Raw genomic sequence first — 15,818 nt, 5'->3', positions numbered from 1 at the left:
ATCTATTTACTGGTTTGATAATTTATTTTTTAACGTATTTCTTGCACGATTTAATCGTGACTTAACCGTACCTATAGGTATTGAAAGCACGATACTAATTTCTTGTAAGCTCATTTCTTCTAAATAAAATAAATGAATGGCTTGTTTATCAATATTCTCAAGTTGAGATATATAAAAATACAATTCACTGTTTTCATTGGCAGGTGCAGAACTTGTTAATTCATCTACTTCTTCAATATCAATACATTGGTCATGTATTTTTTGTTTACGCAGTAAATCTAGAACCTGCCAATGAGTCAGTTGAAACAACCAGCTTTTAAAGGCTCTTGGATCCTTTAATTTAGTGAGGTTTCTAGTAACTTTTATCCAACTATTTTGTGTCGCTTCTTGGGCTATTTGAGAGTCAGAACTCACTTTATAAGCGTAGCGAAGTAAACCTTGCTGAAAATAATTAAACAGCTGTGCAAACGCAATGTCTTTACCTAATTTCGCATCAATAACGAGTAAATCTATTTGTGCTTGTTCCATAGTATTGTCTTTTTGTTTGCTTCAATAACAAGACGCAAGGCTGTGATGAAAGGTTCATGCTAATGTAAAAATATTATAAAGTAATGCGAGGAATTGAAGAGGTACAAGCTTTGATCAACTTCGTAGCTGGCTTTATTTAATAAATCAGCAAGTTAATTATTGAGTGCTTGATCGTCTTCAATAACTAATATTTTGGCCATGTTCATAATTTATTAGAATTAATTTAGGAGAAAAAATAGGGAATTAGGATTTAAATTGATACAACACTTTGCCAAAGATCTTTTTTTTAGGGATCCAACCTATTTGCTCTGTTGAAACACCACTTTGATGAGCGCTAGATAATAGCACTCCTTTCGTTTCAGACAATTTAACAATACGCTTAATAATAGATTTATATTCAGGGTGCTCAGCAACAATTAAATCACCAACGTTTAAAGACCAATAAAACGTACTCACAATAACAAAGTCACCGTTAGCAAGTTCAGGCAACATACTATTACCATTCACCCTAATTAAATGAATCAAATACTACCACCTAATACACATTAGATTGATGCTAGTTGAGGGTATACAACAGCCTGACTCGGCGGATAAGGACATACAGCTAAATAGGTAGGTATCCCCTTAGTTTCCCAAAATATAGTAGAAAAATCATTAATCAATTCAAGTAACTTTAAAGCTTCTTCTCGATTTACACCTTGCTTAACTTTAGATGCCTGCATCATAATATTATGCACAAGCCTATGAATGTCTGGGTACTTATCTATTTGAGGCTGTTTAAAATAATCCCCCCAAATAACTCTAATTTCTTCTTTCAGTTTTATGCCATGCGCTTCTTTTTCATTGATTAAACGCACTTGTTGAAAACGATCTGCTGGAACGGGGCTTTCCTTAGCATTTACTTCTTCAATCAAATCAACCATACGGATCATAGTTAATGCACATATTTGTGCAGTACTAGGATCGTATATCTTACAGGGTATGTCGCAATGCGCAGAGGCTGTTTTAAAAGAACTTACTTTATCTAAAGCAGTTAACATTGAATGAATCATATTATTCTCCCCTTTTTCTCTGTTGATTTTTACGACGAAAAACTTGTATACCCACGGCAACAATACCTACAACAGCAAACGCTAAAATTAAATGCGTTAAATTGCTAGACCAATGACCATGGTCATGACCTTCATGTGCAAACGATAGGCTAGAAAATAAAGCCATAAAAGACAGAGTAAAAATTTTTAGCATTATGCTTCCTTATTTAAGTGATATTTATAAAGCTAATGAATGGTTAAAGTTGCGCTCATTAACTGATTTAAGTTTTTTTGAAATTGATGTATTAATGATGGGGTTAACGTCTGTAATTTATTTTCATGATGCTTAATAAAGAGATACCACTCGTTTTTTAAATGAGACATACCATGAGAAGCTGCCACCTCTAGTTCTCTATTTTTGTAAAGGTCACTTGTAATAACTTGAAGAAAACTAAAGCTCTGTTGATAAATACTATAGGCTTGCTGAAAGTCTCTAATTTGAATATATGAATCAGCTAAGCTGAAATAACTCACCATAACTGCAGCGACTGACTTTTCAGCGTCTTCGTTTACATATTCGTTAAAGCGATCATTTGCTACATCGAGTGCCTGCTTATTTAAAAAAATAGCCACACTAAACACTTTATCGTTAAAAGCTTGTTTAGCTTCCCTCATTATACTTTCCCATTCTTTCATAGACACCCAAAACAAAATAAGAATCATTACCATTTAGATTTATACTAAAGTGTTTCCCTTAAAAAATCTAGTACAAAGAAATTAATTTAACCCGAACTCAGATCTATTGATCCTAAATTTAACGATGAAGTCAGTAAAAATGGTGGCTAGAGAATAATTTATTGAACAGAGGTAAGATTAATTTAATAACGAGGGAAGCATAAAAGAAAAATTACTGAATACAGTATCAGGAACTCGCATGGGTATAAATAAACCGACTATTATCGTTAATAATAAGTTCAGCATGACGAAAACTATACTTAAAACAATCAATAGCTTATCATTATGTAGAATAGAATAAGGTGTATGGCATGATAAAACTAAATCACAAAATGAAAATATCAACAAAGCTCATTGGTCATCAAAAAACAGAAATTGTTATTATTGATGACGTGCTAGAAGATATTAATCCATTAATTAATTATGCTTTAAACACCGCTACTTTTGATGATGAAAGCAAGAGCTTTTATCCTGGAAGAAGAGCAAATTTACCTGAGTTTTATTTACAATTAATCAATCAGTTGATTGAGCAAGTACAACAAAAAACAAGTTTACTATCGAATTTAAATCGCCATACTATTGAACGTTCTGCCTATTCAATATTAACTCGAAATGAAAAAGAGTTAATACCTGAACAATGCATTCCACATTACGATAATTTAAAACCAAACTATATCGCTTTTACCCATTATTTAAATGCTGGAGAATTTGGCGGAACCGCTTTCTATCGTAATAAATTAACTAATATTGAACGAGTATCTGAAGAGAACATAAGTGAATATATTAATTCAATGAATGATTTTATTAATAAAAACGGTTTATTTGAACAAAAGTATTTTAGTCATTCAAGCGAACTATTTGAGTTAATCGACATTATTCCATACCGTCAAAATCGATTGGTTATATATCCGGGCACACACTTCCATTCACCCTTTTTAGATAATTTAAAAACAAATATCATCGATAATATTGAAACAGGTCGTTTAACGGCAAATATTTTCATACAGTTCGAGTAAATTTAAAAATTAAAGCTAAAGGCTATTTTAACAATCGTTAAATCCCTTTCCTAAATCGAGATATATTGCGTTTCTTAAGTTTACCTTAAGTTTCACCCCGTAAACTTTCCATATTATTATTATGGAGACATATATGGCTTTTATTTTAAACACTAAAACCTCAACAATTACCTCATTATTATTGGTAATAATTATCGCCATTTTTTCTCCGCTTTCTTATAGTGGAGAAGCAGCTAACAACACACAAATAGAATTAGATACATTATTGGCTAAGCACAAAGGTAAGGTCATTTATATTGATTTTTGGGCCTCGTGGTGTAGTCCTTGTAGAAAGTCTTTTCCGTGGATGAACAAAATTCAATCTTCGTACAACTCAGACAAATTTACCGTTATTAGTATTAATCTTGATAATGAAAAAACGTTAGCTGAAACATTTTTACAAACCTCACCCGCTAATTTTCCTGTTATTTATGATCCTAAAGGAAGTCTGGCTAAAAAGTTTAAAATTAAAGGCATGCCCAGCAGTTATTTAATTAATCAAGAGGGTAAAATAATGAAACGTCATACAGGATTTTTTAGTGCAAAAATCACAAATTATGAACAAGAAATTGCTCAATTAATCGCTTCATCGCCTAATAATTTAGCAACAATGTAGGAAACATTATGAAAAATTATAAACATACAATACTTATCGTTAGCATTGTCGCGCTGACTTCTGCTTGTAGTAGCTTAGGCGTACAACCATGGGAAAGAGACTTGTTAGCTAAAGACGAAATGGCATTAAATTCGTCTCCTATTGATGCTTCTCTTGATGATCATATTTATTTCAGTAAAGAATCATCAAGTGGCGGACGAGGCTTTGCAGGAGGGGGTTGCGGATGCAATTAATGAACAATAAAAAATCGAGCAAAAACAAGGTAAATATTACCCAGTTGCTTACCGTAGCAACTTGCACCTTATTAGGCACATCAGCCCACGCAGAAGAAGAAAAAAGCTGGGAATTTGACACTGCACTTATGTACTATGGTGAAACCGACCGTGTACAAGCAACTGAATTAATTTTAGCCGGTACTAAAGAGTTTCAAGACGAACATTTTTTGAATTTAAAACTAACGGTTGATGTTCTCACTGGCGCTTCAGCAAATGGCGCAGTAGCACAACCTAATGTACAAACCTTTACTCGTCCTTCAGGTAATGGTTCTTTCGATACTCCAGCTGGCGAAACACCTTTAGACGATACTTTCCACGACACACGTTTACAGTTTAATGCTCAATGGACACAACCTTTTGCAGAAGATTATCGCGTAAGTGGCGGTTTGCATTTTTCGAATGAATACGATTATTTATCTTTAGGGTTAAACGCTAATATTGCGCGAGATTTTAATCAAAAAAACACCACGCTATCTGCTGGCATTGCTTACAGTAACGACACAATAACGCCTGAAGGCGGCATACCAATAGCTTTTGCTGAAATGGTTGCACCAAACAGTGAATTAAACCGTTCAGGCAGTGATGACGATAAAACTACAATAGATTTACTATTGGGTATTACGCAAGTTATTGACCGACAAACAATTATGCAATTTAACTATTCATACTCACAAGTTGATGGTTATTTAACAGATCCATTCAAAGTGGTAAGTTTAGTTGACTCAAATGGTTTTTCTGAAAAACAGCTTTATGAAAACCGACCTGATAAGCGCGTAAAAAATAGTATTTTTTGGCAGACAAAACATCATTTTTTATCAAATTCAATTATCGATATTTCTTACCGTTATTTTTGGGATGATTGGGAAGTAACGTCTCATACGTTAGATGCACGTTATAGAATTCCATTAGGCGATAGTTACATTGAACCACATATACGTTATTACACTCAAGATGCTGCCGAGTTTTATCAGCCGTTTCAGTTAAGTAGCAACCCGCTACCTAGTTATATGAGTGCTGATTATCGATTAGGTAAAATGGATAGTATAACGGTAGGAGTAAAATACGGCATACCAATGAAAGACAATACTGAGCTTTCATTCAGGTTAGAGTTTTTTCAGCAGTCGTCAAATAGTACAGGCATAGAAGAGCCAGGAGTATTAAACGATGTTGACTTATACCCAAGTATCAATGCGGTTGTTGCACAGGTAAGCTACAGCTTTTAATTGTTGATATTATTAAAGTACTAAGCAAGCCATCAAACCTTCATAGGTTTGATGGCTTGCTGCTATAATAAAAGTAACGTTATTAATGTAAACTTTACGCAAAATAATCAAGGCACTTCCCATGAAAATATTATTAGTTGAAGACGATATACCGCTTGCTCAAGGGTTAAAGCAGTCTTTATATAATGAAAGCTACACAATTAATTGGGTTGATAAAGGTAATGATGCAGTAAACGCTATACTTACAGAAGATTTTGATAGCGTTATTTTAGATTTAGGTTTACCTGATATTGATGGCTTAGATGTTTTACGTAAAATAAAAGAAAAAAACAAACACATACCTGTACTTATTTTAACGGCAAGAGACGGTGTTGAAAACAAAGTAAAAGGGTTAGACCTAGGAGCAGAAGATTATCTCGCTAAACCTTTCGATATCGCTGAACTACTCGCAAGATTAAGAGTAATAGAAAGACGAATAGGTACCAATCAAGACAACACAATAGTTATCAACAATATAAAATTAGACACTAAAGCTCAGCAAATTTTAATAGATGATGAAAGCGTTAATTTTTCTCGTAGAGAATACATGATCGTAAAATCACTCATGGAAAATGCAGGCAGAATAAATTCTAAAGCTTCACTTGAAAACAAGTTGTACGAATGGGGCGAAGAAGTTTGCAGCAACACTATTGAGGTTCACGTACATAATATTCGTAAAAAGCTTCCTAAAACCTTCATTAAAACCGTTAGAGGTGTTGGTTATATTGTGAGTAAGGCGTAAATGTCGATAAAAAAGCAACTTATTACCCTTATTATATCTGCGGTAATGTTAGCTTCGTTTTTTTCAGCTTTATACGGGTATAAAAATACGGTTAAGCAGCTCGACATAATATTCGATCAAGAACTTCATTCCATTGCAACTTTCGTTTTAGCTATGAGTAAATCTAATCAAACATTACCTTCAACAATAGACGATGCTTTTGCCTTTCAAGTATTTAAAAATGGCGTATTAGTCAGTAAAAGCGAACAAATGCCAAGCTCAAAATTTAATGCTTCGTCAAAATATAACAACGAGGTATTTTTTGGTGGTAAACGATGGAAAACCTATTCTTTAAAAGAAAACGCCTTTGAAATATTAGTAGCACAACCTATGTCGTCAAGAATTGAGTCGGCAGAGTCTATTTTATTTGTTATTACCACTCCCCTCCTATTTGCTTTACCTTTTATTGCATTAATTGTTTTTTATATTATTAATAAAAGCTTAAAGCCTTTAGTGAGTTTGTCTCAACAATTAAAAAACAAAAACACCGACGACTTATCAGAAGTCACCTTAACCAAACCCCCAATTGAATTAGCTCCAGTGCTTAATCGCCTTAATCAATTATTGGTTCGACTTTCAGATTCATTCGATCGAGAAAAACAACTCACCGCCAACACAGCTCATGAATTACGCACACCTATTAGCGTACTAAAAATAAATGCGCATAATATTCAAAAGTCTTTTGAAAATAACAAACTAACCATTACAGAGTTTACCGAACTTCAACAAAACGTTGATCGAATGGCTCATGTTATCGAACAAATTATTGCGCTATATCGCTTTACGCCAGAAAACTTTAACCAAAAAACAGAAACGGTTGATCTAGAAGTTATTCTACAAGACGTGATCGGCAGTAACTTTGATTTACTATCGGCTCATCAACAAAATATTTCGTTAGAAACAGCCAATAAAAATAGTTTGTTAGGAAACTACTTCGCTTTATACACCTTGTTTGAAAATTTACTAAAAAATGCAATAAAATACAGTGGTAACAAGTCTGAAATTAAACTGACTATTACCCATGAAAATAACTCAATTAAAGTCAGCGTTGAAGATTCAGGCCCAGGAATTAGTGATGAAGAGCTTCCTAAAATTTATGAACGTTTTTATCGAGTTGACTCCCAGCACTCTCACATTAAAGGTTCGGGTTTAGGCTTATCAATAGTCAAACATATAACGACTTTACATAACGGTGAAATATCTTGCTCACGTTCATCGCTTGGTGGATTATGTGTCACCGTTGTTTTTCCTATTTCATTAGTGGGTGTTCAATAATGCAGCCACAACGTAACATACTAACACCTTTACTTTATTCAACAGTAAGCCAGTTATTATATGCCGCACTTTTTATAGCAAGCATTTGGAGTCAATATGCTTGTGCTAAAAACAAAGTGTATTACCTCACTATTAAAGACCATATTTTTACACCTTCAACACTGGCTATACCTGCTAATATAAAAGTAAAAATTATTATCGAAAACAAAGATAATGTCGCTGAAGAATTTGACAGTTTTGACCTAAATAGAGAAAAAGTTATTTTTTCCGGTAAAAAATCCACCATATATGTTGGACCATTACCCGTAGGCACTTATGAATATTTTGGCGAATTTCACCCGAATACCGCCAGAGGTAAAATTATTGTAGTGGAGGAAACGCCATGATAATTAATACCGTTATTTTATTTTTACGCGACTTATTACCTATTTTTATTTTATTAAGTTATTTACAGGTATTTTTAAAAAATAAAACCTTAAGCTTTTCATATTTATCGTCTGCGATTTCGTTCGGGATATTCAGTAGTTTATTGTTTTTTCTCGCAGCACCATACGTAAGTGAAATGTTCGAAGGTACTGGCATTGAACGTACCTTTGTTGCCCTACTTTTTATTACCTATTGCTTTTTATTTTTTATTAACTCATCAACTTCTAAAAACAGTTTGTTGTCATCACACACTAAAGACATGTTCTTATTAGGTGTTGGTGCTTTTATCGTTTTAAAAGCCAGTGCATTTTTAATATTTTTTGATGTGTATTTTCAGCGCCAAAACAATCATATGAACATATTTATTGGTTGTATTATTGGGGTAGGAATTTGTGCTAGCTTTAGCACCTTATTTTCTTTTATCTTGACAGAAATAATAGAGCGAAATAAAAATAGACTCATCAACGTTTTTTGGGCCTTATTTCTCGCCGGACAAATAAGCCAAATAACTACTTATCTATCACAAGTAGACTTAATTGACGTTGGCCCCCCCATTGTAAACTTAGGTGCATTCGTACAAGACAATTCAGAATATGGTCATGTACTTAAAGCCCTAATAGGATACGAAGAATCTCCTTCACTGTTATTCCTCGTAATATACGGTTTAGCTTTTACGTTACCTTTCATCACGCAAGCCTTAACCAAAGCATTCATAGAGAAGAACCACTATGAGAAATAAAAAAATAAACACATTACTCGCCTTAATGTTCACTTTAATGATGGCAACATTTACCAGCCCCATAGTATTAGCTGACGGTATGGTGGTAGACAAAATATATCATCCCTACGTAGTAGCGAATGAACAAAGTATTGAATGGCGCTTAATGTCTAGTCAAACAAGTGCTGATAACGTTTTAGCGCAACGTATTGGCTACGGTCTATCACTATTAGAAGATCTAGCCGTTGAATATTTTATAATTGGAGAAAGAGATGAAACAGGGAATTTTGAATTACAAGCTACTGAAATAGAAGCCCGCTGGATGCTAACAGAACAAGGTCAATTTTGGGCCGACTGGGGAGTACTTTTTGAACTTGAAAAACAAAGAAGCTTAAATATTTACGAAGCAACTATGGGCCTTATTTTTGAAAAAGAATTGAATAAAAATAGCCTAACACTAAACCTTTTCGCGATTAAAGAGTGGGGAAAAGATATTCAAGACGAATGGGAATTAGAATTTAGAGCGCAATATCGTTATAGATACCTACCTGAATTGCAACCTTCCCTTGAAATTTATACTGGAGAAAACTTTGTAGGTTTAGGTCCAGGTTTTATGGGGGTTCACCGATTTGAAGGACAAAAACAATTAAAATGGGAAGCAGGGTTTATTTCTGAAGTGTCTCATAAAGGAAAAAATCATACCCTACGCTTTGCTATAGAGTATGAATTTTAATGCTAGAGTCTGTTGAACTTTCATGTTTAAATTTTGTTCGAGTCAAACGCGATTTAATGTAGGCCTTGCACTTGCGGCATAGTTACTCTATGTAAAAGAGCAACAACAAATAGCTGATTGTAACCCCTCGTTATGATGAATTGATATCCATCAAGCGCTCTGAAATACACATCTTGATCGATAACGGGTATATATTACAAAATACATGCTACAAAAAACTCACGGCCAATTAGACTTCAAACCAGACTACCCATTCCTTCTATCGTTTATTAAAATATAGAGATACTCGAACCTTTAACTGTTAGTTTTATAAGTTGTTTCTTTTGGTCACTTTTACGGGTAGCAGTAACTTCCAATAATTGTTCAGTTGGCTCTGTACCAAAAAGATCTACTTCATACTCTAACTGACTAAAAGGATCCGCTAAACTATAACGCCCCATTACAATTAATTGTGAAACAGGTGATTTTGACGACTGATGAGATACAACGGGTGAAAGTAGCATGTCTTGCAATACCAACTTGTCATTATTTTCTTTAAGTACAACACGCTTATGAATAAGATTACTAATCACTGTACGATGGCGAGTAAATTCGGTTTTAGACAGTTTTCCGTCATTATCATCGTCCACTCCCTCAAAAGCTGAAACGGGTAATGAAAGCACCATAAATACTTTATTATCAATAACATTGAGTGTTCCGTGTTGAGCAACCATGACGTGGGCATACAAATGGCTTGATACAAACATGCTAGTTAGTAAGCTCACTATTGCAATGAAACCAATTTTTATATTTTTCATGAAAAAGATCTCTCATTATTTAAAAGGGCTATAGGTTTAAGACTCTTTAACAAAAGAGTCTTAAAATTTAATGATTTAGCGTGGTGGCACACTGCCCGCTTCAACTTCTCCTTTTACACAACGTTGCAAGTACGGATAGCTGTCTGTGGCGTAATAATGATATATACCTGCTGGAAATTCTGGCGTAACGCCCACTCGCCCGTTACATTCATCTAAATCACCTGAACCAGCAACATATTCCCAATCTTCACCAAAGGTACCTAAGGCATACGTATCAACAGATGGTCTTGATTCACTAACTTCAGTAACTAACTGATAACTTCCCGTCATTGACTTAAGGGGAGAGGTATTATCACTAGCAATGCTATAGCCATAGCGTGCGTAAATAGGAAATCCATCTGCCGCCCAACCAATAATGGTCATAGTGGTATTGTCACCGCCTTGCTTAGTTACAAAACCTTCAGGCATACCATGATAATGATAAACACCTCCGGGCTGTACATGCGCATTGTTGTCATCGGTACCGAAATTAAAACTATTATGTCCTAACGCCTCAATATGCCAGTTACCTTCATTACCTATCAAACTACAGTTATCGCCTGAATCGTCACAACTTCCAGCGGTATTAGCATCAATTTTCACGCCATTTAGTACGTATCCCGTAGGACCTGCAGGTCCACCTAATGTTGTAGCAACAGTCGTTTCAACAGGTGCTAAGCTATAACTTTCGGCTACACTTTGTTCTGTTATCGTATTGGGGTTATTAGTATTAGGAAAAGTGCCTACCGCGTGGTCTGGAACACCATTAGACGTTAATTCTCGCTCTTCATCGCTACATGTCCAAGTTACGGTACTGTTTAGTTGCACCGAGTCAGAATCATTATAGGCATCGTAACTATAATCACATAAAACACCGTCTGTATAGCCTTGAGTAACGTTTGATACAAGAATGTTAACACTGTCAATTTCACTGTTTTCGCTAGCGTCGTTAACCATTAACGACACAACATAAAGGCCCGCAACATCAGCAATAAATGATGTAGAAAGCTCAGTATCACTAGACAATTCAGAAACACTACCATTAGGTAAAGTAGATAAATTCCACGAATAACTTAATGTGTCGCCATCTGCATCAGTACTTTGTGCACCTGAAAGCGTTACCGTACTACCAATAAAAAGGGTTTGATCTGCCCCCGCATTAGCAACAGGTGCAGTATTAGATTCAACACTCGTTTGCGTTTCATTCGTACTACTGCCACCACAAGCAGCAAGTGAACAAGCCAGAACCAAACTTGATAATGTAAAGCTTACGCTGTTTTGAAAACTGGCTTTATTTTTAGTGGAAAAAAGAGAATGTTTCATTGTTATATCGACTCCAACAGGGTAATACCAACTATTACTATGCTGGTAATACTAATAGGTTAATGTGCAAACAATGTGCATAAAATAAGGAATATAAAAAAGCCACTTCCTATTAAAAAGTGGCTCTCGTTTTTATACGTTTAATGACCATAAATCAGTAATCAAGTTTTATGCTGTGGTATTAATAATAGACTCGCCGCTTTCTATATCAAATTTTTCAAAGACTTGAGCCAAAATTGACTGTTTATCTTCATCACTGAGTACACTGTCGCTACCCGTTGCTAGCTTCTCATCTAAAAGCTCTTTTAGATAATCTACCATAGACGTTATTTCTTCAGTGCTTTGCTTAGGTGGTGGCGGTGGCATTCCCCCTTGCCCTTTTACGTCAGCAAGATCCCCTAATGTTTTAGCATCAAAACCAAATGACGACATTGCTTTTTCAAGCGCTTCACCCGGTTGAATTCCAGCTTGAGAAAATGCATCAATAATACTCAGCGCATCGGTTTCATTAATATTTTCAGCGTCAAATTTTGACAAAGTTTCAGAGATCAAGCTTTGCTGCTCTTCTGTTAACTTTTGATCTGAACGTGGTGGTGGCGGCATTGGCATACCAGAATTTATTGAATTAATCATGATGCTTGCCTTTTCCATGTTTAGGATGTGGTGGTTTATGGTTATCAAATTCTTCTTGGCTTATAACACCATTATTATCAGTGTCTATGCTAGTAAACACCGTTTGGTGATCACCATGAGGAAGTTCCTGTAATGAAAACTCATCAAGATCAATATCTCCATCTGCGTTAGCGTCTATCGATTCAAAACTAGGTCGTTGATGTCCTCCCATTTTTTCTTGCATTGTATCATTTGCCTGAACAGAGGCGGTTGCTGCTATTAATAGCGTAATTGCAATAATTGATTTGTTATAAATGCTCATAAGAATTTCCTGTACTTGTTAATTTAACTTTCAAGCTAAGAATAACAAGAGAATTTGCAAACAATGTGCACAAAAAAAGGAAGTTTAAAATGAGCGTTTTTTTATAAAACTAAACGGTAACCTGTGCCATATACTGATTCAATCCAATCTTTACCATCACTAATGCTTAAGAGCTTTTTACGTAGTTTTTTTATGTGACTATCGATAGTACGATTATTAACAATACGGTGATCTGAATACATATTTTCCATCAACTGTGTTCGCGTAAAAATACGTTCTGGCTTATTCACTAAAGGCTTCAGTAATTGAAACTCAACTGAAGTTAATGTGACCTCTTGCTGATTCAACGTAACCGTAAAACGATGTTCATCAAGCTGCAACATATTAAGATTGTTATCTACATGCTGAATTCTTCGTAATACGGCCTTAACTCTAGCAACTACTTCCCTAAAACTAAAAGGCTTACAAATATAGTCATCAGCGCCTAACTCTAGCCCTAAAAGACGATCTATTTCATCGGTTTTTGCAGTAACCATTAAAATAGGAATATTTGAAAATTGGCGAATTTCTTTGCAAAGATCAATGCCGTTTTTACCAGGTAACATAACATCGAGTAAAATAACGTTGGGATTATGCTCTTTTACCCATGGTATCACCTCGTCACCATGATGAATTAAGTGAGGTATAAAGTCTGAATTCTCAAAGTAGTCGTGTAACAAGTTTGCAAGTTTTACTTCATCTTCTACGATCAATATTGAATTTGTCATATACGTTCTCTAATTATTTTAGGAAATTGGTAATTTAATCACGATAGCTAAGCCGCCTAAACTTGAATGTTCAGCTAATATTTCACCTTGATGTGCATTAACAATGTGACGGCATATAGACAAACCTAAACCTGAACCACCTGTTTTACGATTTCTAGAATTTTCAACACGGTATAGATGTTCAAATAAGTTACCTAAGTGCTTATCGTCAACTCCACATCCATTATCTTCAAAAGTAATAAACGCTAAGGGCTCTGTAGCCTTTGCTTCAACACCTAACGATATTTTAAATTTGGTGCCATTTGAATACTTAATGGCATTATTAATAATGTTTTCAAACAATTGATACAGCCTTGTTTTATCAACATAAATAGCAATATTTTCATCCTTAACATCTACACTCAATGTCATGTCAGCATCAGACAAGTAACTACGATATTTGTCTTCTTCACTTTGTAATAACTCGACTAAGTTTTCATGTTTTTTACGGTAGCGCATGCCGCCAATATCAGCGCTAGTGAGTTGTTGTAGGTCTTCAATAAGACGTGTTAAGTGTTTCAATTCGTCATTTGCAGAAGAAATATTGCTTTGCGTTAATGGCCTAATACCATCAAGCATCGCCTCAAGCTCGCCACTTAAAATCGCAATAGGCGTACGTAACTCGTGAGAGATATTAGCTAACCAGCGTTTTCTCGCTATTTCATTTTCCGATAAGGTAAGCGCTAATTCATTATAGTCGCGACTCAGCTCACCGAGTTCGTCTTGTCGATTCAAATGAATTGGATGTTGATAATCTCCCTGCGTTAATTTATGTACACCTCGGGTAATTAAGCGAATAGGCTCAACAACATGCCTTGCTAAGGGTAAAGCAACTAAAGCAACTAACCCCATTAAAAGAATCCCGATCAGCCATAAATACTGCCGTTGTTGCTCTATAAAATCTAGCTCGTAACCTTGGGTTAACTGATTACGTTTAGACACCGCTAAAAAACCTACCGTGTTATTATTAACAAGGATCTTTTTCTTGCTGTATTCCAAGTTTTCGAAAGCCTTGCCTGCAATAAGAACATTATTACTGTCAAATAAAGCATAATGTGCTTCGCTACCAGAAGAATGTGGTGGTGGCGGTAAATGCTCACCTAAAGGAAAACCATCTCTTGCTCTGCCATGCTCACGATCTTGAGGCGGTAACTCCGAAGGTCTTTTATGCTGAAAACCTAAAGCGGGTGGTCTGGTTGAAAAGTCACTGTTCGAAAGGCTTTCTGAAATTAAGTGTCGTAATTTGTTATGCTTTCCGCTCATTCCCTGCCAATTATCATGTTTTTGATATTCTGTAGCGAGTTCTTTTACTACAGGTGTAAGTGTTTCTATTTCTTTAGTATTAACGTATTCAATCATGCCTTTTCCAAGGCTCCACTGCATAAGTAAAACAAGGAATAAAACCAATACCAAACTAAAGCCAAAAAATATTAAAAAGAATTTTTTTTGAATATTCATAAACCAACAATTAACCTTAATATTATTGAGCAAGCAACCATTTCATAAAACTAGAATAGCAATTAAATGTGCAAATAATGTGCATAAGCTAAACGATTTAAGATGAAACCTTCTCTCTTATGAAAATTCATTCCAAATCATACTTGAAACAGGCCCTAATGTAGTTTCTTGTCGTTTAATTAAACGTATCTCACCACTTATGCTGTATTCAAGTTCAGCAAGTTGTAGCTTAATCAGTTGGCCTGATTTAAGCTCTTCTGCCACCATAAATTCAGGAATATAACCCCAGCCTAACCCTTCAACGAGCATATTTTTAAGGGTGTAAGCGTCTTTGGTTCGCCACTGTCTGCAACCTTTAAGTAAAATAAGATCGTGAGTGTCAAAGCTCAAATCACTCTCTTCTACGTTAATATGTACTTCTTGTTTTAAGTCATTAATATTAATGTTTTTAAAAGTAGGAAATAATTGAGGTGCTGCCACTAAAATAATACTGAAGTGGCTAATAGGTAACGATTCTAAACCACCTAAGGCATAAAGCGTTGGCCACCATGGGCTAATGGCTAAATCAATTTTTTCTTTTTTAAGTAAATCTAAAGAACCAAAACGAGACTCGCCAATTAATTCTATTTCAGTATAGGGAAATTGAGTTTGGCAGCGTTTTAACACCGATAATATATTCGATAACGGGCATATAGCGTCATAACCTAGCCTTATTTTAGCTTCGTTCCCTTCACCTAAATGTTGCCCTAAAGAATTAAGCTGTGAAGCCGATTGCAGTAGCTCTTGCGCTTTATGATAAAACAACTTGCCAGCTTCGGTTAAGGTTAATCGGTAGTTATCTCTAGTTAAAATTTGAAAACCATATTCTGCCTCTAGCTTCTTCAATGCCATAGACAATGCAGGTTGGGTTTTATGTAAACTTAATGCGGCTTTTTGCAAAGTTCCGCACTCTACAATGCGGCATAATGTTCTAATTTGATCTAATGTCATTTACTTACGGTTCTAAATAATAGCTATCAAAGAGTA

General features: G+C 35.1%; 21 protein-coding genes. 9 read left to right on the top strand and 12 right to left on the bottom strand.

Annotated elements, in window-relative coordinates:
- Positions 1 to 6 precede the first annotated feature (6 nt).
- The 5 genes from AC0L5Q_RS18530 to AC0L5Q_RS18510 all read right to left on the bottom strand — a co-directional run bounded on the left by AC0L5Q_RS18530 (position 7) and on the right by AC0L5Q_RS18510 (position 2,255).
- The gene (locus AC0L5Q_RS18530; RefSeq protein ID WP_473612944.1) at positions 7 to 528 is read right to left on the bottom strand and encodes an RNA polymerase sigma factor; all 522 of its coding nucleotides are present in this window, start codon (positions 526 to 528) and stop codon (positions 7 to 9) included.
- A gap of 243 nt (positions 529 to 771) precedes the next feature.
- Positions 772 to 1,053, bottom strand: a complete 282-nt coding sequence (locus AC0L5Q_RS18525; RefSeq protein WP_473612940.1) for a S24/S26 family peptidase — start codon at positions 1,051 to 1,053, stop codon at positions 772 to 774.
- 20 nt (positions 1,054 to 1,073) lie between these two features.
- Positions 1,074 to 1,580, bottom strand: coding sequence for a superoxide dismutase, Ni (gene sodN / locus AC0L5Q_RS18520; protein WP_473612938.1), 507 nt, complete (start codon positions 1,578 to 1,580; stop codon positions 1,074 to 1,076).
- A gap of 1 nt (position 1,581) precedes the next feature.
- On the bottom strand, positions 1,582 to 1,773 hold the full coding sequence (locus tag AC0L5Q_RS18515) for a hypothetical protein (RefSeq protein ID WP_473612935.1): 192 nt from the start codon (positions 1,771 to 1,773) through the stop codon (positions 1,582 to 1,584).
- Between the two features lie 32 nt (positions 1,774 to 1,805).
- Positions 1,806 to 2,255, bottom strand: a complete 450-nt coding sequence (locus AC0L5Q_RS18510) for a hypothetical protein (protein WP_473612931.1) — start codon at positions 2,253 to 2,255, stop codon at positions 1,806 to 1,808.
- A 350-nt stretch (positions 2,256 to 2,605) separates the two neighbouring features.
- Between AC0L5Q_RS18510 and AC0L5Q_RS18505 the strand changes: the two genes are divergently transcribed.
- From AC0L5Q_RS18505 to AC0L5Q_RS18465, 9 genes are all read left to right on the top strand, one after another.
- Positions 2,606 to 3,310, top strand: a complete 705-nt coding sequence (locus AC0L5Q_RS18505; protein ID WP_473612928.1) for a DUF6445 family protein — start codon at positions 2,606 to 2,608, stop codon at positions 3,308 to 3,310.
- Positions 3,311 to 3,443: 133 nt separating this feature from the next.
- Complete coding sequence (locus AC0L5Q_RS18500) at positions 3,444 to 3,965, top strand: TlpA family protein disulfide reductase (RefSeq protein ID WP_473612925.1); 522 nt, start codon at positions 3,444 to 3,446, stop codon at positions 3,963 to 3,965.
- Between the two features lie 8 nt (positions 3,966 to 3,973).
- Positions 3,974 to 4,198 (top strand): DUF4266 domain-containing protein, encoded by a 225-nt coding sequence (locus AC0L5Q_RS18495; protein ID WP_473612922.1) that lies wholly within the window; start codon positions 3,974 to 3,976, stop codon positions 4,196 to 4,198.
- A complete protein-coding gene (locus tag AC0L5Q_RS18490; RefSeq protein ID WP_473612918.1) occupies positions 4,189 to 5,463 on the top strand; it encodes a DUF3570 domain-containing protein in 1,275 nt (424 codons plus the stop codon). The genes AC0L5Q_RS18495 and AC0L5Q_RS18490 overlap by 10 nt, the downstream gene beginning before the upstream one ends.
- A gap of 121 nt (positions 5,464 to 5,584) precedes the next feature.
- The gene (locus tag AC0L5Q_RS18485; RefSeq protein ID WP_473612914.1) at positions 5,585 to 6,244 is read left to right on the top strand and encodes a response regulator; all 660 of its coding nucleotides are present in this window, start codon (positions 5,585 to 5,587) and stop codon (positions 6,242 to 6,244) included.
- On the top strand, positions 6,245 to 7,558 hold the full coding sequence (locus AC0L5Q_RS18480; RefSeq protein ID WP_473612910.1) for an ATP-binding protein: 1,314 nt from the start codon (positions 6,245 to 6,247) through the stop codon (positions 7,556 to 7,558).
- Positions 7,558 to 7,944 (top strand): cupredoxin domain-containing protein, encoded by a 387-nt coding sequence (locus AC0L5Q_RS18475; RefSeq protein WP_473612907.1) that lies wholly within the window; start codon positions 7,558 to 7,560, stop codon positions 7,942 to 7,944. Before AC0L5Q_RS18480 ends, AC0L5Q_RS18475 begins: the two co-directional genes overlap by 1 nt.
- Positions 7,941 to 8,723: a hypothetical protein gene (locus AC0L5Q_RS18470; protein ID WP_473612904.1), complete on the top strand. Its 783-nt coding sequence runs from the start codon at positions 7,941 to 7,943 to the stop codon at positions 8,721 to 8,723. The genes AC0L5Q_RS18475 and AC0L5Q_RS18470 overlap by 4 nt, the downstream gene beginning before the upstream one ends.
- Entirely contained in the window at positions 8,713 to 9,435 is a 723-nt protein-coding gene (locus AC0L5Q_RS18465; RefSeq protein WP_473612901.1) for a hypothetical protein, read from the top strand. Before AC0L5Q_RS18470 ends, AC0L5Q_RS18465 begins: the two co-directional genes overlap by 11 nt.
- Before the next feature lie 269 nt (positions 9,436 to 9,704).
- Here AC0L5Q_RS18465 and AC0L5Q_RS18460 read toward each other — a convergent pair whose 3' ends face one another.
- The 7 genes from AC0L5Q_RS18460 to AC0L5Q_RS18430 form a co-directional block, all read right to left on the bottom strand.
- On the bottom strand, positions 9,705 to 10,232 hold the full coding sequence (locus AC0L5Q_RS18460; protein ID WP_473612897.1) for a hypothetical protein: 528 nt from the start codon (positions 10,230 to 10,232) through the stop codon (positions 9,705 to 9,707).
- 75 nt (positions 10,233 to 10,307) lie between these two features.
- Positions 10,308 to 11,594 (bottom strand): YHYH protein, encoded by a 1,287-nt coding sequence (locus AC0L5Q_RS18455; RefSeq protein ID WP_473612894.1) that lies wholly within the window; start codon positions 11,592 to 11,594, stop codon positions 10,308 to 10,310.
- 168 nt (positions 11,595 to 11,762) lie between these two features.
- Complete coding sequence (locus tag AC0L5Q_RS18450; protein WP_473612890.1) at positions 11,763 to 12,227, bottom strand: hypothetical protein; 465 nt, start codon at positions 12,225 to 12,227, stop codon at positions 11,763 to 11,765.
- Positions 12,220 to 12,528 (bottom strand): EF-hand domain-containing protein, encoded by a 309-nt coding sequence (locus tag AC0L5Q_RS18445; RefSeq protein WP_473612886.1) that lies wholly within the window; start codon positions 12,526 to 12,528, stop codon positions 12,220 to 12,222. Before AC0L5Q_RS18445 ends, AC0L5Q_RS18450 begins: the two co-directional genes overlap by 8 nt.
- A 101-nt stretch (positions 12,529 to 12,629) precedes the next feature.
- Positions 12,630 to 13,295, bottom strand: a complete 666-nt coding sequence (locus AC0L5Q_RS18440) for a response regulator (protein WP_473612882.1) — start codon at positions 13,293 to 13,295, stop codon at positions 12,630 to 12,632.
- An 18-nt stretch (positions 13,296 to 13,313) separates the two neighbouring features.
- Positions 13,314 to 14,792: an ATP-binding protein gene (locus AC0L5Q_RS18435; RefSeq protein WP_473612878.1), complete on the bottom strand. Its 1,479-nt coding sequence runs from the start codon at positions 14,790 to 14,792 to the stop codon at positions 13,314 to 13,316.
- A 117-nt stretch (positions 14,793 to 14,909) separates the two neighbouring features.
- Positions 14,910 to 15,782 carry a LysR family transcriptional regulator gene (locus tag AC0L5Q_RS18430; protein WP_473612874.1) on the bottom strand — a complete coding sequence of 291 codons (873 nt, stop codon included), beginning with the start codon at positions 15,780 to 15,782 and terminating at the stop codon, positions 14,910 to 14,912.
- Positions 15,783 to 15,818 lie beyond the last annotated feature (36 nt).

The organism is Pseudocolwellia sp. G5-9 (assembly GCF_055808995.1).
Note: the sequence above shows the minus strand (reverse complement) of the source record. Positions and strands in the feature narration are given on the sequence as shown.